The sequence below is a fragment of the Pseudomonas libanensis genome (assembly GCF_001439685.1).
Taxonomy (GTDB): domain Bacteria; phylum Pseudomonadota; class Gammaproteobacteria; order Pseudomonadales; family Pseudomonadaceae; genus Aquipseudomonas; species Aquipseudomonas libanensis.
Map to the genome: position 1 here is coordinate 99959 of NZ_JYLH01000001.1, position 20105 is coordinate 120063.

At 62.0% G+C, this 20105-nt stretch carries 20 protein-coding genes; 12 read left to right on the forward strand and 8 right to left on the reverse strand.

Annotated elements, in window-relative coordinates; genetic code table 11:
* Positions 1–10 precede the first annotated feature (10 nt).
* From TU73_RS00385 to gabT, 3 genes are all read left to right on the forward strand, one after another.
* Positions 11–325, forward strand: a complete 315-nt coding sequence (locus tag TU73_RS00385) for a RebB family R body protein (protein WP_057010495.1) — start codon at positions 11–13, stop codon at positions 323–325.
* 294 nt (positions 326–619) lie between these two features.
* Complete coding sequence (gene gabD / locus TU73_RS00390) at positions 620–2062, forward strand: NADP-dependent succinate-semialdehyde dehydrogenase (RefSeq protein WP_043049124.1); 1443 nt, start codon at positions 620–622, stop codon at positions 2060–2062.
* A gap of 180 nt (positions 2063–2242) precedes the next feature.
* Positions 2243–3520 carry a 4-aminobutyrate--2-oxoglutarate transaminase gene (gabT, locus tag TU73_RS00395; protein WP_057010496.1) on the forward strand — a complete coding sequence of 426 codons (1278 nt, stop codon included), beginning with the start codon at positions 2243–2245 and terminating at the stop codon, positions 3518–3520.
* Between the two features lie 157 nt (positions 3521–3677).
* On the opposite strand, the gene TU73_RS00400 is transcribed toward gabT, so the two are convergent.
* Together TU73_RS00400 and desA are read right to left on the reverse strand one after the other, a co-directional pair.
* Positions 3678–4679 carry a GGDEF domain-containing protein gene (locus TU73_RS00400; protein WP_057010497.1) on the reverse strand — a complete coding sequence of 334 codons (1002 nt, stop codon included), beginning with the start codon at positions 4677–4679 and terminating at the stop codon, positions 3678–3680.
* A 188-nt stretch (positions 4680–4867) separates the two neighbouring features.
* Positions 4868–6052, reverse strand: coding sequence for a delta-9 fatty acid desaturase DesA (gene desA / locus TU73_RS00405; protein WP_057010498.1), 1185 nt, complete (start codon positions 6050–6052; stop codon positions 4868–4870).
* 166 nt (positions 6053–6218) lie between these two features.
* Here desA and dibA point away from each other — a divergent pair, with 166 nt between their 5' ends.
* The 6 genes from dibA (at position 6219) to TU73_RS00435 (ending at position 12575) form a co-directional block, all read left to right on the forward strand.
* Positions 6219–8135, forward strand: a complete 1917-nt coding sequence (gene dibA / locus TU73_RS00410) for a phosphodiesterase DibA (protein WP_057010499.1) — start codon at positions 6219–6221, stop codon at positions 8133–8135.
* Between the two features lie 295 nt (positions 8136–8430).
* Complete coding sequence (oscA, locus tag TU73_RS00415) at positions 8431–8613, forward strand: sulfur starvation response protein OscA (protein WP_007941032.1); 183 nt, start codon at positions 8431–8433, stop codon at positions 8611–8613.
* Between the two features lie 65 nt (positions 8614–8678).
* Positions 8679–9689 (forward strand): sulfate ABC transporter substrate-binding protein, encoded by a 1011-nt coding sequence (locus tag TU73_RS00420; RefSeq protein ID WP_034117176.1) that lies wholly within the window; start codon positions 8679–8681, stop codon positions 9687–9689.
* A gap of 198 nt (positions 9690–9887) precedes the next feature.
* Entirely contained in the window at positions 9888–10706 is an 819-nt protein-coding gene (gene cysT, locus TU73_RS00425) for a sulfate ABC transporter permease subunit CysT (RefSeq protein WP_057010500.1), read from the forward strand.
* Positions 10707–10718: 12 nt separating this feature from the next.
* Positions 10719–11591 (forward strand): sulfate ABC transporter permease subunit CysW, encoded by an 873-nt coding sequence (gene cysW / locus TU73_RS00430; protein WP_043050822.1) that lies wholly within the window; start codon positions 10719–10721, stop codon positions 11589–11591.
* Positions 11592–11594: 3 nt separating this feature from the next.
* Positions 11595–12575 (forward strand): sulfate/molybdate ABC transporter ATP-binding protein, encoded by a 981-nt coding sequence (locus TU73_RS00435; protein WP_043050823.1) that lies wholly within the window; start codon positions 11595–11597, stop codon positions 12573–12575.
* A 59-nt stretch (positions 12576–12634) separates the two neighbouring features.
* Here TU73_RS00435 and TU73_RS00440 read toward each other — a convergent pair whose 3' ends face one another.
* Positions 12635–13162, reverse strand: coding sequence for an Mpo1 family 2-hydroxy fatty acid dioxygenase (locus TU73_RS00440; protein WP_057010501.1), 528 nt, complete (start codon positions 13160–13162; stop codon positions 12635–12637).
* 83 nt (positions 13163–13245) lie between these two features.
* On the opposite strand from TU73_RS00440, the gene TU73_RS00445 reads away from it, so the two are divergent.
* A complete protein-coding gene (locus TU73_RS00445; RefSeq protein WP_057010502.1) occupies positions 13246–13932 on the forward strand; it encodes a Crp/Fnr family transcriptional regulator in 687 nt (228 codons plus the stop codon).
* Here TU73_RS00445 and uraH read toward each other — a convergent pair.
* The gene (gene uraH / locus TU73_RS00450; RefSeq protein ID WP_057010503.1) at positions 13927–14337 is read right to left on the reverse strand and encodes a hydroxyisourate hydrolase; all 411 of its coding nucleotides are present in this window, start codon (positions 14335–14337) and stop codon (positions 13927–13929) included. The two genes, TU73_RS00445 and uraH, sit on opposite strands and share 6 nt — an antisense overlap.
* 28 nt (positions 14338–14365) lie before the next feature.
* Positions 14366–14839 carry a GlcG/HbpS family heme-binding protein gene (locus TU73_RS00455; protein WP_057010504.1) on the reverse strand — a complete coding sequence of 158 codons (474 nt, stop codon included), beginning with the start codon at positions 14837–14839 and terminating at the stop codon, positions 14366–14368.
* A gap of 100 nt (positions 14840–14939) precedes the next feature.
* Here TU73_RS00455 and TU73_RS00460 point away from each other — a divergent pair, with 100 nt between their 5' ends.
* The gene (locus TU73_RS00460) at positions 14940–15305 is read left to right on the forward strand and encodes a response regulator transcription factor (protein ID WP_057010505.1); all 366 of its coding nucleotides are present in this window, start codon (positions 14940–14942) and stop codon (positions 15303–15305) included.
* A gap of 115 nt (positions 15306–15420) precedes the next feature.
* Here the strand turns inward: TU73_RS00460 and TU73_RS00465 are convergent, their stop codons facing one another.
* Positions 15421–16425 (reverse strand): AraC family transcriptional regulator, encoded by a 1005-nt coding sequence (locus TU73_RS00465; protein ID WP_057010506.1) that lies wholly within the window; start codon positions 16423–16425, stop codon positions 15421–15423.
* A gap of 101 nt (positions 16426–16526) precedes the next feature.
* Between TU73_RS00465 and TU73_RS00470 the strand changes: the two genes are divergently transcribed.
* Positions 16527–17597 (forward strand): fatty acid desaturase, encoded by a 1071-nt coding sequence (locus TU73_RS00470; RefSeq protein WP_057010507.1) that lies wholly within the window; start codon positions 16527–16529, stop codon positions 17595–17597.
* On the opposite strand, the gene TU73_RS00475 is transcribed toward TU73_RS00470, so the two are convergent.
* The gene (locus TU73_RS00475; RefSeq protein WP_057010508.1) at positions 17584–18399 is read right to left on the reverse strand and encodes an ABC transporter ATP-binding protein; all 816 of its coding nucleotides are present in this window, start codon (positions 18397–18399) and stop codon (positions 17584–17586) included. The two genes, TU73_RS00470 and TU73_RS00475, sit on opposite strands and share 14 nt — an antisense overlap.
* Positions 18396–19994, reverse strand: a complete 1599-nt coding sequence (locus tag TU73_RS00480) for an ABC transporter permease (protein ID WP_057010509.1) — start codon at positions 19992–19994, stop codon at positions 18396–18398. The genes TU73_RS00475 and TU73_RS00480 overlap by 4 nt, the downstream gene beginning before the upstream one ends.
* Between the last annotated feature and the right edge of the window lie 111 nt (positions 19995–20105).

A 20105-nucleotide genomic window follows, 5' to 3' on the forward strand; every position in this document is an offset into this window, starting at 1 on the left:
AGTTTCAACCATGAGTATTGTCAGCCCGCAAATCACCGATGCCGTCACCCAGACCAACGTCAAGGTCGTTGCCGAATCGCCCGCGATGGCCATGAGCACGATCTACCAATCCATGGGCCAGGCCACGGCGATCCTGTTCCAGAACTCGGTCTCGGCCCAACAGCAACAAAACACCCTGGCCCAGGCCGCCACCAACCAGGGCGTGATGCAGATCTACAGTGTCGACACCACCGCCGGCGCGGCGGCCACCGAAAAAGTCGCCCAAGGCGGCGTGGCCGACAACTTGACCAGTCTGTTGGCCGTGCTCAAGTCGTTCCAACCTTAAGCTGCAAGGCCCCAACAGCCCCGGCGCCCACAAGGCTCCGGGGCTGTTGTCGTTTATGCGCTTGATCTGAAAGATGAACCAGATGCGCCATATTCGTTCTTTTTTTCGAACATCCTATTGCCCTGTACCCCCATTGATCCTAGGATTCGTTTGAGATTTCAAACGCTCTGTCTCCCGTGCGCTGTATTTTTCTCCCGCGCGCTGGGGCTGATTTCCCTGACGGCAGCCCACAAGGCGCCTTTCAACAACTCTAATTCGCTCCGCGTGCGCGCGGTGCTGTTAAGGAAAGCCGACATGCAGCTCAAAGATACCCAGTTGTTCCGCCAGCAAGCTTTTATCGATGGCGCTTGGGTCGATGCGGACAACGGTCAGACCATCAAGGTCAACAACCCGGCCACGGGTGAAATTCTCGGCAGCGTGCCGAAGATGGGCGCCGCGGAAACCCGCCGCGCCATCGAAGCCGCCGACAAGGCTCTGCCGGCCTGGCGTGCCCTTACCGCCAAGGAGCGCGCCAACAAGCTGCGCCGTTGGTTCGAACTGCTGATCGAAAACCAGGACGACCTCGGCCGCCTGATGACCCTCGAGCAAGGCAAGCCGCTGGCCGAAGCCAAGGGCGAAATCGTCTACGCCGCGTCCTTTATCGAGTGGTTTGCCGAAGAAGCCAAGCGCATCTATGGCGATGTGATTCCAGGCCACCAACCTGACAAGCGCCTGATCGTGATCAAGCAGCCTATCGGCGTGACCGCTGCGATCACTCCGTGGAATTTCCCTGCTGCCATGATCACCCGCAAAGCCGGCCCGGCCCTGGCTGCCGGCTGCACCATGGTGATCAAGCCAGCCTCGCAAACGCCGTTCTCGGCCCTGGCCCTGGTTGAGCTGGCGCACCGCGCCGGTATCCCGAAAGGCGTGCTCAGCGTAGTCACCGGCAGCGCTGGCGACATCGGCGGCGAGCTGACCAGCAACCCGATCGTGCGCAAATTGTCCTTTACCGGCTCGACCGAAATCGGTCGCCAGCTGATGGCCGAATGCGCCAAGGACATCAAGAAAGTCTCCCTGGAGTTGGGCGGTAACGCGCCGTTCATCGTGTTCGACGACGCCGACCTGGATAAGGCCGTCGAAGGCGCGATCATCTCCAAGTACCGCAACAACGGCCAGACCTGCGTGTGCGCCAACCGCCTGTACATCCAGGATTCGGTGTACGACGCCTTCGCTGAAAAACTCAAGGTGGCCGTGGCTAAATTGAAAATCGGCAACGGTCTGGAAGAAGGCACCACCACGGGCCCGCTGATCGACGAAAAAGCCGTGGCCAAGGTCCAGGAGCACATTGCCGATGCCCTGGGCAAAGGCGCCAAGCTGCTGGCCGGTGGCAAGGCGATGGAAGGCAACTTCTTCGAGCCGACCATCCTGGTCGATGTGCCGAAAGACGCCGCTGTCGCCAAGGAAGAAACCTTCGGCCCGCTGGCGCCGCTGTTCCGTTTCAAAGACGAAGCCGATGTGATCGCCATGGCCAACGACACCGAGTTCGGCCTGGCCTCGTACTTCTATGCCCGCGACCTGGGGCGGGTGTTCCGTGTGGCCGAGGCCCTGGAATATGGCATGGTCGGCGTCAACACCGGGTTGATCTCCAACGAAGTCGCGCCGTTCGGCGGCATTAAAGCCTCGGGCCTGGGCCGTGAGGGCTCCAAGTACGGGATCGAGGATTACCTGGAAATCAAATACCTCTGCCTGGGCATCTGACCGGCAAGAGCTTGCAGCAAACGCAGAGGGCACGAGAGCGCTGCCCCTTTGCGTGTTCCACATGGTTATTCGCAGTGGCCGGGAAAGCTGTGGCAGTCGATCATCGCATGCTGCCGTAGTTGCCTCCCCGCCACGTATGCCTTGGACTACGCCACCCGATGAGTGGCGAATGAGGACTTTATGAGCAAGACCAACGCTTCCCTGATGAAACGCCGCGAAGCCGCTGTACCCCGCGGTGTTGGCCAGATTCACCCGATTTTCGCCGAATCCGCGAAGAACGCCACGGTGACCGACGTAGAAGGTCGCGAGTTCATCGACTTCGCCGGCGGTATCGCCGTGTTGAACACCGGTCACGTGCACCCGAAAATCATCGCCGCCGTGACCGAGCAGCTCAACAAGCTGACGCACACCTGCTTCCAGGTGCTGGCCTACGAGCCCTACGTAGAGGTGTGTGAGAAAGTCGCTGCCAAGGTGCCAGGTGATTTCGCCAAGAAAACCCTGCTGGTCACCACCGGTTCCGAAGCGGTCGAGAACGCCGTGAAGATCGCCCGCGCTGCCACTGGCCGTGCTGGCGTGATCGCCTTCACCGGTGCCTACCACGGTCGCACCATGATGACCCTGGGCCTGACCGGTAAAGTCGTGCCTTACTCGGCTGGCATGGGCCTGATGCCAGGCGGCGTGTTCCGTGCGCTGTACCCGAACGAGCTGCACGGTGTGAGTGTCGACGACTCCATCGCCAGCATCGAACGCATCTTCAAGAACGATGCCGAGCCGCGTGATATCGCCGCCATCATCATCGAGCCGGTGCAGGGCGAAGGCGGCTTCTACGTCGCGCCGAAAGCCTTCATGAAGCGCTTGCGCGACCTGTGCGACCAGCACGGCATCCTGCTGATCGCCGACGAAGTGCAAACCGGTGCCGGCCGTACCGGTACCTTCTTCGCCATGGAACAGATGGGCGTGGCCGCCGACCTGACCACCTTCGCCAAATCCATCGCTGGCGGCTTCCCGCTGGCCGGTGTGTGCGGCAAGGCCGAATACATGGACGCCATCGCCCCGGGCGGCCTGGGCGGCACCTACGCCGGCAGCCCGATTGCGTGCGCGGCGGCCCTGGCCGTGATGGAAGTGTTCGAAGAAGAGCACCTGCTGGACCGCTGCAAAGCTGTGGGCGAGCGCCTGGTGACGGGCCTCAAGGCTATCCAGGCCAAGTACCCGGTAATCGGTGACGTGCGTGCCCTGGGCGCGATGATCGCGGTCGAGCTGTTTGAAGAGGGCGACAGCCACAAGCCTAACGCGGCGGCCGTCGCGGCCGTGGTGGCCAAGGCGCGTGACAAGGGCCTGATCCTGCTGTCCTGCGGCACCTACGGCAATGTGTTGCGCGTCCTCGTGCCGCTGACCTCGCCGGACGAGCAGTTGGACAAGGGCTTGGCGATCATCGAGGAGTGCTTCTCCGAGCTGTAACCCGCTTCGGAGTGCTGTAACTGTGGGAGGGGGCTTGCTCCCTCGCCACAGATTACCGTCGGTTGCTCAAGGTAGACTTGTCAGAACTGACGCAAGTGCACAGACAATGAGTTCCAAATGTGGGAGGGGGCAAGCCCCCTCCCACATTGGACCGAGTCTAGCCTGCGATAACGCGGTTCTTGCCCAGGCGCTTGGCCTCATACATCGCCGCATCCGCCCGGGCGAACAGGCTGTCGAGGGTGGAGTCATCCTCGCGCAAGCTGGCCAGGCCCTGGCTGACGGTCACGTTGAACTCGCGGCCCTCATAGCTGAACAGCAGAGCCTGGATCTCCTTGCCCAGCCGTTCGGCCACTTGCAGGGCCATCTCCGGTGCGCAACCGGGCAGTACGGCGGCGAATTCTTCGCCGCCAATGCGCCCGAACAAGTCGCCACGGCGCAGTACCCCGCGACCACTCTCGGCAATGCGCCGCAGCACCTGGTCGCCCTCCAGGTGGCCGTAGGTGTCGTTGATGTCCTTGAAATCATCGATGTCCAGCAACAGGAAAGCCAGCGCCGTGCCCTGCACGCAGGCGTTGTCGAACGCTTGGTTGGCGCATTCGAAGAAGTGCCGGCGGTTGCTGCTTTGGGTCAGCACGTCGGTGGTGGCGAGGCGGTGCAGTTCCAGCTCCAGCAGCTTCTTTTCGGTGATGTCTTCGGCCATGCCGACCACGATCAGCGGCTCGCCAGGCACCACCTGCTGGTTGATGTAGCACTTGTCGCACAGCCAGCGGATTTGCCCGTCGGCGGTGATGATGCGGTACTCGCGGTCTTCCACGGCGCCCTGTTCCAGCACGCGGGCCAGGCTGTGTTCGGCGTAGTCGAGGTCTTCGGGGTGAACACTGTTGCGCCATTCCCGGTGATCTGCCAGCAGCAAGCCGGCTGAACGGCCAAAGATGCGCTCGTAGGCCGGGCTCACATACAGCACGCGGCGCGTTTCCCAGTCGATGGCCCACAGCACCGCGTTCACGCTGACCAGCAGTGTACTGAGCAGTTGCTCACGCTCACTCAGTCGCTCGACTTCGCCCTGGGCATGCATCAACGCCAATAGGGTCGCCGCCGCGGCCGGGCGCGGCGGCTCGGCAGTGGGCACATCGGGCAGGCAGGGCTTTTCGTGAACCATCGGTACAACTCTCTCTGGGCGCGCCGCAGGATGGAACAGCGGTCACTACAAGGGGTCACCATGATGGCGAAGTGTTCTTTGAGAGAGGGGATTTGCGGTGAAGTTCCATGATCGTGACCGATTGGCGGTGCCCGGAAAATGGCGCCAAAAAGCCAGTGCGTGGGAGGGCGAGCCCTCCCACGTCACCCTCAGACCGCCGCAGGCCGCAGCGAATAGGTCTTCAATTGGTGGGCAAAATCGCGCAGGGACTGGATACCGCTGGCCTCTGCCTCATGCACCCACTCCTTGATCGCAGCCAGCATATCGTGGCCATTGGTGCTGGTCTTGAGCCAGATCTGCTGGAGCGCCAGGCGCTTTTCGTAGATCACCTTCAGCGCATGGCTGTGCTCCAGCATGCTCTGGATGCGCAGGTGGTGGCGGTCATCGAGCAAGCTGGTTTCCCGCGACAACAGGCGCTTGGCCCGGTGGAACTGGTGGCGTACCGAATGATCGACCTTCTCCAGCTCCTGCTTGACCAGCGGGCCAATCACCAACTTGCGATATTGAGCCATGATCTGGAAGCGGTTGTTGAGGATCGCCATGGCGGTGTCCATGTCCAGGCTGCCCTTGCCTTCGACGCGGTGGGCGATGGGTGCAACACGCTGCACCTTGGCCAGGCGCAGGAAGCTGAACACTTTGATCCAGGCCCAGCCCAGGTCGAACTCCCACTTCTTCACCGACAGCTTGGCCGAGTTGGGGTAGGTGTGGTGGTTGTTATGCAGCTCTTCGCCGCCGACGATGATGCCCCACGGCACCAGGTTGGTGGCGGCGTCACGGCATTCGAAGTTGCGATAGCCCACGGCATGGCCCAGGCCATTGATCACGCCGGCGGCCCAGAACGGAATCCACATCATCTGGATCGCCCAGATGGTGATACCGATGGTGCCGAACAGCAGCAGGTCGATCACGCCCATGAGCGCCACGCCCAACAGCGGGAAGCGCGTGTAGAGCTTGCGTTCGATCCAGTCGTCCGGGCAGTTCTTGCCGTAGATGCGCAAGGTCTCGGGGTTTTCCGCCTCGGCACGGTACAGCTCGGCGCCTTTGCGCAGCACCGTGGACAGGCCCTTGATCACCGGGCTGTGCGGGTCATCGACGGTTTCGCATTTGGCGTGGTGCTTGCGGTGGATGGCGGTCCACTCGCGGGTGTTCTGTGCCGTGGTCAGCCACAGCCAGAAGCGGAAGAAGTGTTTAAGGCCCGCATTGAGCTCCAGGGAGCGATGGGCGGAATAGCGGTGTAGATAGACGGTGACCGCAATGATGGTCACGTGGGTCATCAACAGAGTGACTGCCACCAGTTGCCAGGCTGACAGATCAAGAAAACCGTTGTACCACATAGGCTGTATGGCCCTCAGATAAAGAAAAAAACAGCACACGCATTATCACTTCCTTTGCAGATAAAACCAGTCGCCGTTTGAGATAAGACTTACAAGGTGTTTCCTCATCTATAATCCTGATCCTTTGTAGGGCGATTCTGGTTATTTAGTAAGGATTACTAAAGATATGCTGTTTTCATACCGAGGTGCCCTACGTGCGGGGCTGGTATACCTGCTGGTTTCCATTGTTTGGCTCCAGCTCAGCAACTACGCATTGATCAACTTTATCGATGAGCCGTGGGAGCTGGGGCGCTGGCTGCAGATGCGCGGTTATGTGTGGGTCAGCCTCAGCGCGTTGGTCATCTACTGGATCGGTCGGCGTTTTGCCCGTGCCCATGCGTTGCAGCAGCCCCTGAAAGAAAACCGCGAGCGCCTGCGCCAGGCCGCTGCGGTGTTCGATTGCACCCGTGAAGGGGTGCTGGTCACCGATACCCAGGGGCTGATCGTGCACGTCAACCGGGCGTTCATGGAGATCACCGGTTATCGCCGCGAAGACGTCATGGGCCAGCGACCAAGCCTGTTCAAGTCCGGCCGCCATTCGTCGAATTTCTACCAGCAAATGTTCCAGACCCTGGAGCGCACGGGCGAATGGAGCGGCGAAATCTGGAACCGACGCAAAAGTGGCGAAATTTACCCACAGTGGCAAACCATTCGCGTCATCCACGATGACCAGGGCAAGGTCAGCCACTACGTCGCGGTGTTCTCGGATATCAGTGCCATCAAGGACTCCGAACACGAACTGGCGCACCTGGCTCACCATGACCCGCTCACCGACCTGCCCAACCGCCTGCTGTTCACCGACCGTGCCGAGCAGGCCCTGGCCTCGGCGCAGGTGCACAAGCGCGGTTGCGCCTTGCTGCTGATGGACCTCGACCACTTCAAGATCATCAACGACAGCCTGGGTCATAACGTCGGCGACCAGTTGCTCAAGCTGGTCGCCGAACGCTTGCGCGGCTTGTTTGGCCCCGGTGTGACCCTGGCGCGCCTGGGCGGCGACGAGTTCGCCGTGCTCGCGGAAAGTTGTCCACAGGTGCTGCAGGCCGCGGCCTTGGCACAGCGCATGCTCAATGCCATGAAGGATCCATTCATTTTTGACGGCAACCAGCTGTTTATCAGCGCCAGCATTGGCATCAGCCTGTTTCCCAGCGACGCCCTGAGCGCCGAGCAATTGCTGCGCAACGCCGACTCCGCCTTGTTCAAGGCCAAGAACGCCGGCCGCGAAGGCTACGCCCTGTACACCGAAGAACTGACCGCCCACGCACAGAACCGTGTGGAGATCGCCAGCGAGCTGCGCCGCGCCCTTGACCAGCAAGAGCTGCGCGTCTATTACCAGCCGGTGCACGATTTGCACGACAGCCGCCTGGTGGGCGTGGAAGCGCTGGTGCGCTGGGAACACCCGGAACGTGGCCTGATACCGCCGGGCGAGTTCATCCCCATCGCCGAACGCACCGGCCTGATTGCCGACATTGATGGGTGGGTGCTGGACCAGGCCTGTCGCCAGATGTGCCAGTGGCTGGCCGACGGCGCGCCGCTGAGTTTTATTGCGGTGAATGTCTCCAGCCGCTTGTTCGCCCGGCGCGAGCTGTACGAGCAAGTTGCCCAGGTGCTGCACGCCACCGGCCTGGACCCGGCCTTCCTTGAGCTGGAAGTCACCGAAAGCGCAGTGATGGACGATCCGGAAGTCGCCCTGGAGCAACTGCATCGCCTGCGCGAACTGGGCCTGCGCCTGGCGATCGACGACTTTGGCACCGGCTACTCCTCGTTGCTGCGGCTCAAACGCCTGCCGGTGCAGAAACTCAAGATCGACCAGGGCTTTGTGGCGGGCTTGCCCTGGGACGAAGACGACGCGGCGATTGTGCGCGTGGTGATCGCCTTGGCCAAAAGCATGGGCATGCAAGTGCACGCCGAAGGGATCGAGCAGGTGGAACAGGCGCGGTTCCTGCTGGAGCAGGAATGCGACATGGGCCAGGGGTATTGGTTTGGCCGGCCGATGCCGGCTGATGAAATCGACTGGACCCGAGCACCTCTGATCCGCCAGGACTAACTCGGTCGATGTGGGAGCCGGGCTTGCCCGCGAAGGCGGTGTGTCAGCCACTGCATCTTTAACTGCACCACCGCTTTCGCAGGCAAGCCAGCTCCCACAGGGTTCTGCGGCGCCTGTGCAGGAGAGTTTTTTCTGTGAAAACCCTTGCAACCCCATGCCCGGTCAGAAAATTCTTTCTGGTTATATAAACATTCTTAAATAGTATTTTTAAGAATATCCGCGCTTATCTACTATCGCCCTCACGCCGCAAGCAGTGCCGCCACTGCCAGGCACTATTCATTTCAGGAGCGAGACCATGAGCGCATCTCTACGTAGCGTCGACGGCCAGGACGAAGCAACCATTTTGCGTGAGATCCAGAGCGCCCTGCGCGATCTGCGGTTCGGCGCAGTGGAAATCACCGTGCACAACGCTCAAGTGGTACAGATCGAACGCAAGGAAAAATTCCGCCTGCAGAACCCGGGTAACAAACCGAGCTGAGCAAGAACGGCGATAGACCCGCAACTATAAGAAAAGCCAACACTCAAGAATTTTCAGGAGCTTCTATGTCGTCGATTCGCCGTTATGCCTTGGCCGCGCTGGCCAGTGCCGTGTTTGCCGGTTCCGCCGTTGCCAAGGACTACGAACTGCTCAACGTTTCGTACGACCCGACCCGTGAGCTGTACCAGGACTACAACGCCGAGTTCACCAGCTTCTGGAAGCAGTCCCACCCCGGCGACAACGTCAAGATCCAGCAATCCCACGGCGGCTCCGGCAAGCAGGGCCGGGCGGTGATCGACGGCCTGCGCGCCGACGTGGTGACCCTGGCCCTGGCCGGCGACATCGATGAAATCGCCAAACTGGGCAAGACCCTGCCGGAAAACTGGCAGACCCGCCTGCCAGACGCCAGCACCCCGTACACCTCGACCATCGTGTTCTTGGTGCGCAAGGGCAACCCCAAGGGCATCAAGGACTGGGGCGACCTGATCAAGAAAGACGTGTCGGTGATCACGCCAAACCCGAAAACCTCCGGTGGTGCGCGCTGGAACTTCCTCGCCGCCTGGGCCTACGGCCTCAAGACCGGTGGCAGCGAAGCCAAGGCCCAGGAATACGTGAAAGAGCTGTTCAAGCACGTCCCGGTACTGGACACCGGCGCCCGCGGATCTACCATTACCTTCGTCAACAACGGTCAGGGTGACGTGTTGCTGGCTTGGGAAAACGAGGCGTTCCTGGCCTTGAAAGAAGATGGCGGCGCCGACAAGTTCGACATCGTCGTGCCGTCCCTGTCGATCCTTGCGGAGCCACCGGTGGCCGTAGTCGACAAGAACGCCGAGAAAAAGGGCAATACCGAGATCGCCACCGCGTACCTCAACCACCTGTACAGCCCGGCTGGCCAGGAGATTGCGGCGAAGAACTTCTACCGACCACGGGATGAGAAAGTCGCCGCCAAGTATGCCCAGCAGTTCCCGAAACTGGACCTGGTGACGATCGACAAGGACTTCGGTGGCTGGAAAACGGCCCAACCGAAATTCTTCAATGATGGTGGCGTGTTCGACCAGATCTACACGGCGCAGTAAGCCAAAGTACTTGTAGGAGCCTGACTTTCTGTAGGCGCTGGGCTTCTGTGGGAGCTGGCTTGCCTGCGATAGCATCACCGCGGTGTGACTGATACACCGAGGTGCCTGCATCGCGGGCAAGCCCGGCTCCCACAGAAGCCCAGCGCCTACAGAAAGCGCGCTCCTACAGTGGTGTTTACCCTTTAACCAAGGACTCTTATGTCGCGTCGTATTTCCCCCGTCATACCCGGCTTCGGGCTGACGCTGGGCTACACCGTCGTGTACCTCAGCCTGATCGTACTCATCCCCCTGGCGGCGATGTTTGTACACGCCGCTCAACTCACCTGGGATCAGTTCTGGAACATCATTTCCGCACCGCGCGTGCTGGCGGCATTGAAGCTGAGCTTCAGCACCGCGCTGTACGCCGCGCTGATCAACGGCGTGATCGGTACGCTGCTGGCCTGGGTGCTGGTGCGCTACACCTTCCCCGGTCGCAAGATCATCGATGCGATGATTGACCTGCCGTTCGCCCTGCCCACGGCCGTGGCTGGTATCGCGCTGACCGCGCTGTACACGCCTAACGGTTTGGTCGGCCAGTTTGCCGCCGACCTGGGTTTCAAGATCGCCTACACCCCCCTGGGTATCACCCTGGCGCTGACCTTCGTCACCTTGCCCTTCGTGGTGCGCACGGTGCAGCCGGTACTCGCCGATATCCCCCGGGAAATCGAAGAGGCCGCGGCCTGCCTCGGCGCCAAGCCGCTGCAAGTGTTTCGCTACATCCTTGTGCCTGCGTTGTTGCCCGCGTGGCTGACCGGCTTCGCCCTGGCGTTTGCGCGGGGCGTGGGTGAGTACGGTTCGGTGATCTTCATCGCCGGCAACATGCCGATGAAGACCGAGATCCTGCCGCTGCTGATCATGGTCAAGCTCGACCAGTATGACTACCGCGGCGCCACCTCCATTGGTGTGCTGATGCTGGTGGTTTCCTTCATTCTGCTGCTGCTGATCAACTTGTTGCAGCGGCGCATCGAACGTCCATAGGAGGCGCGGAACATGTCCCAATCGTCTATTTCCGCCGCGTCCTCGGCCAATGCCGCCCGCCGTGGCAGTGCGGTGTCGCGACGCATCCTGATCGGCCTGGGCTGGTTGGTGTTCGTACTGTTTCTGCTGCTGCCGCTGCTGATCGTGGTAACTCAGGGCTTGAAGAATGGCCTGGGTGCGTTCTTCACTGCGATCCTTGAACCCGACGCGCTGTCGGCGCTGAAGCTCACGGTAATTGCCGTGGCGATTTCGGTGCCGCTCAACCTGGTGTTCGGCGTCAGCGCCGCCTGGTGCGTGAGCAAGTATTCGTTCCGTGGCAAGAGCATCCTGGTGACGCTGATCGACCTGCCGTTCTCGGTCTCGCCGGTGATCGCGGGTTTGGTCTACGTGCTGATGTTCGGCGCCCAGGGCTTCTTCGGCCCATGGTTGCAGGACCATGACATCCAGATCGTGTTCGCCTTGCCCGGCATCGTGCTGGCGACCATCTTCGTCACCGTGCCGTTCGTGGCCCGTGAGCTGATCCCGCTGATGCAGGAGCAGGGCACCCAGGAAGAGGAGGCGGCGCGCCTGCTCGGTGCCAATGGCTGGCAGATGTTCTGGCATGTCACCGTGCCGAACATCAAGTGGGGCCTGATCTACGGCGTGGTGCTGTGCACGGCGCGGGCCATGGGGGAGTTCGGCGCGGTGTCGGTGGTGTCCGGGCACATTCGCGGCGTGACCAATACCCTGCCGCTGCATGTCGAGATTCTCTACAACGAATATAACCACGTTGCCGCGTTTGCGGTGGCCAGCCTGTTGCTGATCCTGGCGCTCTTCATCCTGCTGCTCAAGCAGTGGAGCGAGAACCGAATCAACCGCCTGCGCAACAGCGCCGGTGAGGAATAAGTCATGTCGATCGAAGTCCGTAATGTCAGCAAGAACTTCAACGCCTTCAAGGCCCTGGACAGCATCAACCTGGATATCCAGAGTGGTGAGCTGGTGGCGTTGCTGGGCCCGTCCGGCTGCGGCAAGACCACCTTGCTGCGCATCATCGCCGGCCTGGAAACCCCGGACGCCGGCAGCATCGTGTTCCATGGCGAAGACGTCTCCGGTCACGATGTGCGGGATCGCAACGTCGGTTTTGTGTTCCAGCACTACGCCTTGTTCCGCCATATGACCGTGTTCGACAACGTCGCCTTCGGCCTGCGCATGAAACCGAAAAACCAGCGCCCAAGCGAAAGCCAGATCGCGGCCAAGGTTCACGAATTGCTGAACATGGTGCAGCTCGATTGGTTGTCCGACCGCTACCCGGAACAACTTTCCGGTGGTCAGCGCCAACGTATCGCCCTGGCCCGCGCCCTGGCGGTGGAGCCCAAAGTGCTGCTGCTGGACGAACCTTTCGGCGCCCTCGACGCCAAGGTACGCAAAGAACTGCGCCGCTGGCTGGCGCGGCTGCACGAAGACATCAACCTGACCTCGGTGTTCGTGACCCACGACCAGGAAGAGGCCATGGAAGTCGCCGACCGTATCGTGGTGATGAACAAGGGCGTGATCGAGCAGATCGGCTCACCGGGGGACGTCTACGAAAACCCGGCCAGCGATTTTGTCTATCACTTCCTGGGTGATTCGAATCGCCTGCATCTGGGCGAGGACAAGCACCTGCTGTTCCGTCCCCATGAAGTGTCGCTGTCGCGGCATGAGCTGGAGGATCACCATGCGGCGCAAGTGCGGGATATTCGGCCATTGGGCGCCACGACGCGGGTGACGCTCAAGGTCGAAGGCCAAAGCGAGCTGATCGAGGCCGAAGTGGTCAAAGACCATGACAGCCTCACCGGTTTGACCCGTGGCGAAACCCTGTTCTTCAAACCCAAGGTCTGGCAAAAAGCCTAGGCACACCCCGAAGCCAAATGGGAAAACCAATGTGGGAGGGGGCTTGCCCCCTCCCACATTTAGACCCCACTTGGCTTGAGGTCGCGGCGCGTCACCGGCCCCGACCGTTCCTCGATCTGCCGCTTGAGCTCCTGCCGCAACCCCAGCACAAACGCCAACTCCGCCACCACAAACAACGGCCCCACAATCAACCCCGACACATCATCCACAAACGCCGGTTTCCTGCCTTCGTAGTAATGCCCGACAAACTGAATCACCCAGCCCACCACAAACATACCCACGCCACTGCTCAGCCATACCATCGTGCTCTGCGCCGCCAATACATGCCCGGCCCATACTGACAAACCCATCAGCACCGTCATCAGCACGCCCAGGGCCAGTTCCAGGCGCAGGTAGAACCACGCCGAGAATAACGCCAGGATCACCGCTGGCGAGACCCACAGGCCACCCACCGCCCATTCGGGGCGCGACAGCAACACGGCCACGGCGACCACGATCAATGGGATACCGATAAAGTGGCTGAAGATATTGCGGGGGTCGCGGTGGTACGCGGCGTATTGACTGAGGTGGTCGACGAGGCTTTTCATTGTTGTTCCTCCTGTAGGATGTTTGATCATGCCCTTTCAGTCGGTACCTAACTGTCAACTGGGCGACAATCTTCGGAGTTCCCATGGACACAGGGACATGGCACGCGCACTTGGCCCGCGGCCATTGGTTCAAACACTTGCCGCCAGGATTGCAGCGTAGCCTGCTGGGCGCGGCGCGCCTGCGCTCATTGACGGCGGGGCAGTTTCTGTTCAAGCGCGGCGACCCGCCGTGTGGGCTGTATGCCGTGCTGGAAGGAGCGGTGCGTATCAGCGCGGTCAGTGCCCAGGGCAAGGAAGCGGTGTTGAGCCTGGTGGAAACACCGCACTGGTTCGGCGAAATCTGCCTGTTCGACAACCTGCCACGCACCCACGACGCCCTGGCCACAGGCGCGTGCACACTGTTGCAGGTGTCGCAGGCGGCGATGCTCGGCATTCTCGAACAGCATCCGGTGTTCTGGCGCGATATGGCCCTGCTGATGAGCCATAAACTGCGCCTGTCATTGATCAATATCGAACAGATCAGCCTGATGCCCGCGTCGGTGCGCCTGGCCCATCGGTTGCTGATGATTGCCCGGGGCTACGGTGAAACAGAGCCGCCGCGCCGCATGCTGCAGCTGCCCCAGGAAGATCTGGCGGCGATGCTCGGCCTGTCGCGCCAGACCATCAACAGCTTGCTCAAGGTGCTGGAGCAACAGGGCATCATTGGCTTGAGTTACGGCGCCATCGAGATACTGGACCTCAACCGGCTGCGCCTGGCCGCGGGCCTATGAACCGCGATACGTGGAGAAACCGTAAGGGCTGAGCAACAGCGGGATGTGGTAATGCTGGTCGGCCTGTTTGACTTGGAAAATCACCGGCACCTCGGGAAAGAACGTCTCGCGGTTGGCCTGCTTGTAGTAGTCACCCGTCTTGAATACCACGCGATATTCGCCCGGCGTCATGCTGCGGTCGGCGGGAAACAGTTCGGCGATGCGCCCCTGCTGGTTGGTGACGCCTTGGGACAGCGCCTGCCAGTGATCGCCCACCTGCTGTTCCAGGGTGACGCTGACACCGGCCGAAGGCAGGCCATTCTCCAGGTTGAGTACGTGCACGCTCAGCGGGTTGCCGGCGGCCAGGGCCAGGTTGCACAGGCCACTCAGGCTGAGGGCGGCGAGGGTCATGCTGAGGGTTTTCATCGAGAAGTCCTTTTGACAGTAGGTGGAATCAAGGGGTGGTTTTCAAGCCCAGTTGCTCGGCAGCCTGGACGGCGCAGGCTTCGTCCTGCGCAGCGCCACCGGCACCGGCGATGCCCAGCGCGCCGACCAGTGCGGCGTCAGCGAACAGCGGTATGCCGCCGCCGAGCAACAGCAACTCGGGCAAGCTGTTAAGGTTGGCAGCCTCGGGGTTGTTGCGTGCACGCTCGGCGAATAGCCGGGTCGGGGTTTTAGTCGACAGCGCGGTGTACGCCTTGCGTTGGCTGGCGAGGCTGTTGTGCGGGCCGACACCATCCTCCCGTAGGGCCACCAGCAAGTTACCGCCCCGGTCCAGTACCGTCAGCGCGGCCGTGCAGTGGGCCAGGCTGGCGTCGGCCAGTTGGCGTGCGGTGCGCAAATCCAGCTCGGCGTGGCGCGGCAGTTGGGGCGTGGCCTGGGCCGCGGTGGCCACGGCGAGGCTGAGGAACAAAGCGGTGCGATACATGCGAAGGGCTCCAGAAGGCAGGCCATCACGGTAGCCAGTGGACGCCGACAAAAGTCGCACAATTGGATGACAGGTTTGTAATCAAACCCAGGGGTAAGACATGCAGGTGTTGTTAGTGGAAGACCAGCCGCAACTGGCCCAGCGCATGGCCCAGGGCCTGAGCGAGGCCGGCTTCTCGGTAGAAGTCGCGGCCAACGGCATGGCGGCGCAGCGGTTTGTGGAAGGCACCGAATACGACCTGGTGATCCTGGACGTGATGCTACCGGGCTTGAACGCCTGGACATTGCAGCAGGCGATCCGGCAAAAGGGCGATACGCCGGTGCTGTACCTGACCACGCCGGGCGGCATCGAGGACCGGTTGCGGGGGTTGGAACTACACGAGGATGATTACTTGCTCAAGCCGTTTGACGCCAAAGTGTTGGTGGCTCGGGTGAGGAAAATATTGCGCCGGGATCGTGGGCGTTGATTGCCTGAGCGAACGCTATCGAGGGCAAGCCCCCTCCCACATTTGACCGCGTTCACAGTTCAGCGTGAGAGGGGGCTTGCCCCCGATGAGGCCATCTCAACCACTGAAAATCCTCCTACCGCAACCCATCCCGAAACTGCCCCGGCGTCATCCCCGTCCAGCGCTTGAACGCCCGGTTGAAACTGCTGGTATCGGCAAACCCCAGCAAATGGCTGATCTCGGCCAACGAACACTGCGGATCCCTGAGGTGCAACAACGCCAGGTTCTCCCGGCACTCATTGAGCAGCGCATCAAACCGACAGCCTTCATCCGCCAAGTGGCGCTGCAAGCTGCGTAAACTCAGGTGCAGGGCCTGGGCAACGCGTTCGGCACTCGGCTCGCCATCGGGCAATTGCGCCTCGATGACGGCGCGCACCTTGCGCTCCCAGGTCAGCGGTTGCAGTTGGGCGAGGGTGCGCTTGAGCACGGTTTCGTTGTGTTCGGCCAATTCCGGATTGGCATCGTCAAGATGACTGTCGAAGTCGTGGGCGGCGAACTCCAGGCGGTCTTTGTCGGCGGCAAAAAACACTGGCGAGCGAAATACCCTGTGCCATGGCTCGGGGTCGACAGGCTGCGGGCGCCGTAGATAAACGGCCAGCGGCGCATAGTCACGCCCCAGGCGGTTGCGGCAAGTGCGCACATAGATCGCCGCGAAGGCGTCGATGGCCTCCGGCGCCGGCGCGGGGCTGCCTTGGGGCTGGAGCAGGCGAAAGTGGTAGACGGCGCCCTGGCGGGTCAGCTCCAGGCTCAGGGCATCACTGACCACCTGGTGATAGCGCACGATGCGCTCGAACACTTCGCGCAAGCTGCCGCTGGCCACCAAGGCATAACCCAGCGCATGAAATGTCGTGGGGCTGACAAAGCGCGACACCCGCAAGCCAATTGCCGGATCACCGCTGGCCTGCACCGCCAGTTGCCACAGGCGCGTGGTCGCCGACAACGGATAGCGTGCGTTGGGGTCGTCCATCCGCTGCGGGTCGAGGCCGGCCGCGGCGCACAGCGCGGCGCTGTCCAGGCCCAGGGCGTCGAGCTGCTTGCGCAGGGCGCGGGTCCAACTGGCGAGGGAAGTGGGTTCGGTCATGGCGATTGGCGCTTGCGGTCAACAGGTTGGCGTCCGGGGCTAGCGTCCTGCCCGATCGCTTAGGGCAGGATGGACACATCAATGTACAAGAGGATGGAAGCATGGACGGTACTTCTGCAAGTCCCCAGCAGATGAACGCACAACAGCGTTGCGCGCATATTCGAGAGGTGGTGCTGGCCGAGGGCGCCCGATTGCGCCAGCGCCACCCCTGGCTGCTGCATCAGGACGCCCTGGGCGCGGGCATCCTGGCGTTTGCCTTGCTCGGCATGCTCGGCTCGGCGGCGCTCTATATCAGTGGTTACCTGGCCTGGTGGGCGTGCCTGCTGCTCAACGCGTTCTTCGCTTCACTGACCCACGAGCTGGAGCACGACCTGATCCACAGCATGTACTTTCGCAAGCAGCGCCTGCCCCACAACCTGATGATGGGCCTGGTGTGGCTGGCGCGGCCCAGCACGATCAACCCGTGGATACGCCGGCATCTGCACCTCAACCATCACAAGGTCTCCGGTACTGAGGCCGATATGGAAGAACGCGCGATTACCAATGGCGAGCCCTGGGGATTTGCGCGCTTGCTGATGGTGGGTGACAACATGATGTCGGCCTTGATCCGCATGCTGCGGGCCAAGACCTGGGCACATAAACTCAGCATCCTCAAGCGCGTGGTGCTGGTGTACGCCCCGCTGGCACTGCTGCATTGGGGCGCTTGGTACGTCTTCCTGGGCTTTCATGCTGCCAACGGCATCGCCAGTCTGATGGGCGCGCCGATCATGTGGTCGGCCGGCACCTTGCATATGATGCAGGTGATCGACATCGCTGCAGTGGTGATCATCGGCCCCAATGTGTTGCGCACGTTCTGCCTGCACTTTGTCAGCTCCAACATGCACTACTACGGCGATGTGGAGCCGGGCAACGTGATTCAGCAGACCCAGGTGCTTAACCCGTGGTGGATGTGGCCGCTGCAGGCGTTCTGCTTCAATTTCGGCAGCACCCATGGCATCCATCACTTTGTAGTGAAGGAGCCGTTCTACATCCGCCAGATGACCGTCAAGGTGGCGCATAAGGTCATGGCCGAGATGGGCGTGCGCTTCAATGATTTCGGCACTTTCGCCCGGGCCAATCGGTTTGAGCGCCAGGAGCAGCCGGACGCCAAACTCGCTTTCAGCAAGCAATGAACGCCAGGGGCAGGTCGCGGATCTGTTCGCGCACAGGTGGCTGGTAGTGGCCGTCGCTGGTCAGCTCATGCAGCAGTTCTTCGCGTAACTGGTGGAATTCGAAACTGCTGCGCTGGCGCGGATGGGGCAGGGCGATCTCTACCACCTGCTTGATGCGCCCCGGCCGGGGCTCCATCACTACCACGCGGTCGGCGAGGAAAATCGCCTCCTCCACATCGTGGGTGACCAGCACCGTGGTGATCTTGGCGCGGGTACGAATGGCCAGGAGTTCGTCCTGCATCTGCTGGCGGGTCAGTGCGTCGAGGGCCCCGAAGGGTTCGTCCAGCAACAGGATGCGCGGGCTGGCCACCAGGCCGCGGGCAATTGCCACTCGTTGGGCCATGCCGCCGGAGAGTTGGTGGGGGTAGGCGCGGGTGAAATCAGTCAGGCCCACCAGCTCGATAAAATCGCTGATGCGTCGGTTACGCTCGGCCTCGTCCAGGGGCTCGTTGACCAGGCCCAGGCCGATGTTTTGCGCCACGGTCAGCCACGGAAACAGGCGATGCTCCTGGAACACGATGCCGCGTTCGCCGCCGATACCGCTGACGGCCTTGCCATCGACCTGGATCTGGCCGCGAAACTGCGTATCGAGCCCCACCAGCAGGCGCAGCAGGGTGGACTTGCCGCAACCGCTGGCGCCGACAATCGCGACAAACTCGCCTTCGGCAATCTCCAGGTTGAATTCACGGATGGCTTCCAGTTCGAAGCCGTCGACGTCAAAACTCTTGCCCACATGGTTGAAGCTGACAATAGGTGCGTTCATGCGTGTCTCCAGCGGGTGGCGCGGGTTTCGATGCGTTGGCCGATCAAGTTGAGGAGGGCGCCGGTGAAGCCGACCAGAAGCATGCCGCCCATGATCAGGTCCATGCGCAGCAGTTGTTGGGCGCCGATCATCAGGCTGCCGATGCCGCCGTTGGACGGCATGAAGTATTCGGCGCCGATGGTGCCCATCCAGGCGTAGATCAGGCTCAGGCGCAGGCCGGCGAAAATGCCCGCCGCTGCGCCCGGCAGTACCAGACGACGCAGGCGTTGCCACAGGTTCAGGCGCAGCACTTGGGCGGCTTCGCGCAGTTGCGGCGACAGGTTGAGCACGCTGCGCTGGGTGGCGATAAACAACGGGAAGAACGCGGCGAGGGCGATAAACACCCACTTGGCCAGTTCACCCAGGCCGAACCAGGCGGTGAGCAGTGGCACCCAGGCGAAAATCGCAATCTGGCGCAGCGCAGCCAGGGTTGGGCCAAGTAGCCGCTCACTGCGCCGCGACAACCCCAGCCACAGGCCCAGGGCAAAGCCCAGGCTGCCGCCGAGCAGCAAGCCGCCCACGGCCCGGCCGAGGCTTTTGCCTAAAGCCGCGCTCAGGCTGCCATCCAGCACCCCGTCCATGGTGGTTTGCAGCACCGCCCAGGGGCTGACCAGGATATTCGGGTCGACCCAGCCCTGTTGCGTCGCCACTTGCCACAATGCCAGCAACAGCAGCGGCAACAGCCAGGGTTGCAGGCGTTGCCAGCCTTCATAGCGCGGCCCGCGCCGGATCTGCGCCGTGGCCGGATGGGGCCAGTGCACCCATTTGCGATCCAGCCAGCCGATGCCGCGATCCATCACCACGCCCAGCACGCCGATGACCACGATGCACACGAAGACGATATCGAGCATGAACAACTGGCGTGCCCATACCATCAGGTAGCCGATGCCTTCGCTGGAGGCCAGCAACTCCACGGCCAATAGCGACGTCCAGCCCGCCGCCAGGGCCAGGCGCACCCCGGCCATGAACGCCGGCAACGCGGCGGGCAGGATCAGGCGGCGAATCAGCAGGTGGGTGGGCAAGCGCAGCACGCGGGCGGCCTCGCGCAGGTTGGGCTGGGCGTCGCGCACGCCCACCAGGGTATGCAGGGTCACGGGCACCACGATGGCCTTGACCAGCACCATCAGTTTCAGGGTTTCGCCAATGCCAAAAAACACCATGAACAGCGGGATCCACGCCAGGGTCGGCACTTGCGACAACGCGCTGAACGTAGGGAATACCAGGCGCTCGGCGCGGGCGCTGAACCCCAGGCTCGCGCCCAATAGCGCACCGGCGCCGATACCGGCCAGGAGGCCCCAGAACAGGCGTTGCAAGCTGATTGCCAGATGGCTCCATAACTCGCCGCCGGCCAGCTCCACGGCGCTGCTCCACACCAGGGCAGGGGTTGGCAGGATCTGCTCGCTCATCCAGTGATTGCGGCTGGCCAGCCACCACAGGGCAAACAGCCCGAGCGGCAGCAGCCAGGGCAACAGGCGTTCGCTCAGTTGCGGCCAGCGCGGCGCGGCGCCTTTGGATGGGGCTGCCAGAGGTAGGCTCAAAAGTGAAATCCGGGCCATGAAAGACCTCCGTTGTTGCCGAATCCGTTATGTGATTTCGATCTTACAAAGTCTTAAGCAAGATGATTGCGAGATAAGAGAAATCATTTAAAGCCTCAGCCCTCCACGCAG

Excerpts from the sequence above, each read along its gene's own strand:
- TU73_RS00385 (WP_057010495.1), top strand. The coding sequence starts at position 11 with ATGAGTATTGTCAGCCCGCAAATCACCGATGCCGTCACCCAGACCAAC.
- gabD (WP_043049124.1), top strand. The coding sequence starts at position 620 with ATGCAGCTCAAAGATACCCAGTTGTTCCGCCAGCAAGCTTTTATCGAT.
- gabT (WP_057010496.1), top strand. The coding sequence starts at position 2,243 with ATGAGCAAGACCAACGCTTCCCTGATGAAACGCCGCGAAGCCGCTGTA.
- TU73_RS00400 (WP_057010497.1), bottom strand. The coding sequence starts at position 4,679 with ATGGTTCACGAAAAGCCCTGCCTGCCCGATGTGCCCACTGCCGAGCCG.
- desA (WP_057010498.1), bottom strand. The coding sequence starts at position 6,052 with ATGTGGTACAACGGTTTTCTTGATCTGTCAGCCTGGCAACTGGTGGCA.
- dibA (WP_057010499.1), top strand. The coding sequence starts at position 6,219 with ATGCTGTTTTCATACCGAGGTGCCCTACGTGCGGGGCTGGTATACCTG.
- oscA (WP_007941032.1), top strand. The coding sequence starts at position 8,431 with ATGAGCGCATCTCTACGTAGCGTCGACGGCCAGGACGAAGCAACCATT.
- TU73_RS00420 (WP_034117176.1), top strand. The coding sequence starts at position 8,679 with ATGTCGTCGATTCGCCGTTATGCCTTGGCCGCGCTGGCCAGTGCCGTG.
- cysT (WP_057010500.1), top strand. The coding sequence starts at position 9,888 with ATGTCGCGTCGTATTTCCCCCGTCATACCCGGCTTCGGGCTGACGCTG.
- cysW (WP_043050822.1), top strand. The coding sequence starts at position 10,719 with ATGTCCCAATCGTCTATTTCCGCCGCGTCCTCGGCCAATGCCGCCCGC.
- TU73_RS00435 (WP_043050823.1), top strand. The coding sequence starts at position 11,595 with ATGTCGATCGAAGTCCGTAATGTCAGCAAGAACTTCAACGCCTTCAAG.
- TU73_RS00440 (WP_057010501.1), bottom strand. The coding sequence starts at position 13,162 with ATGAAAAGCCTCGTCGACCACCTCAGTCAATACGCCGCGTACCACCGC.
- TU73_RS00445 (WP_057010502.1), top strand. The coding sequence starts at position 13,246 with ATGGACACAGGGACATGGCACGCGCACTTGGCCCGCGGCCATTGGTTC.
- uraH (WP_057010503.1), bottom strand. The coding sequence starts at position 14,337 with ATGAAAACCCTCAGCATGACCCTCGCCGCCCTCAGCCTGAGTGGCCTG.
- TU73_RS00455 (WP_057010504.1), bottom strand. The coding sequence starts at position 14,839 with ATGTATCGCACCGCTTTGTTCCTCAGCCTCGCCGTGGCCACCGCGGCC.
- TU73_RS00460 (WP_057010505.1), top strand. The coding sequence starts at position 14,940 with ATGCAGGTGTTGTTAGTGGAAGACCAGCCGCAACTGGCCCAGCGCATG.
- TU73_RS00465 (WP_057010506.1), bottom strand. The coding sequence starts at position 16,425 with ATGACCGAACCCACTTCCCTCGCCAGTTGGACCCGCGCCCTGCGCAAG.
- TU73_RS00470 (WP_057010507.1), top strand. The coding sequence starts at position 16,527 with ATGGACGGTACTTCTGCAAGTCCCCAGCAGATGAACGCACAACAGCGT.
- TU73_RS00475 (WP_057010508.1), bottom strand. The coding sequence starts at position 18,399 with ATGAACGCACCTATTGTCAGCTTCAACCATGTGGGCAAGAGTTTTGAC.
- TU73_RS00480 (WP_057010509.1), bottom strand. The coding sequence starts at position 19,994 with ATGGCCCGGATTTCACTTTTGAGCCTACCTCTGGCAGCCCCATCCAAA.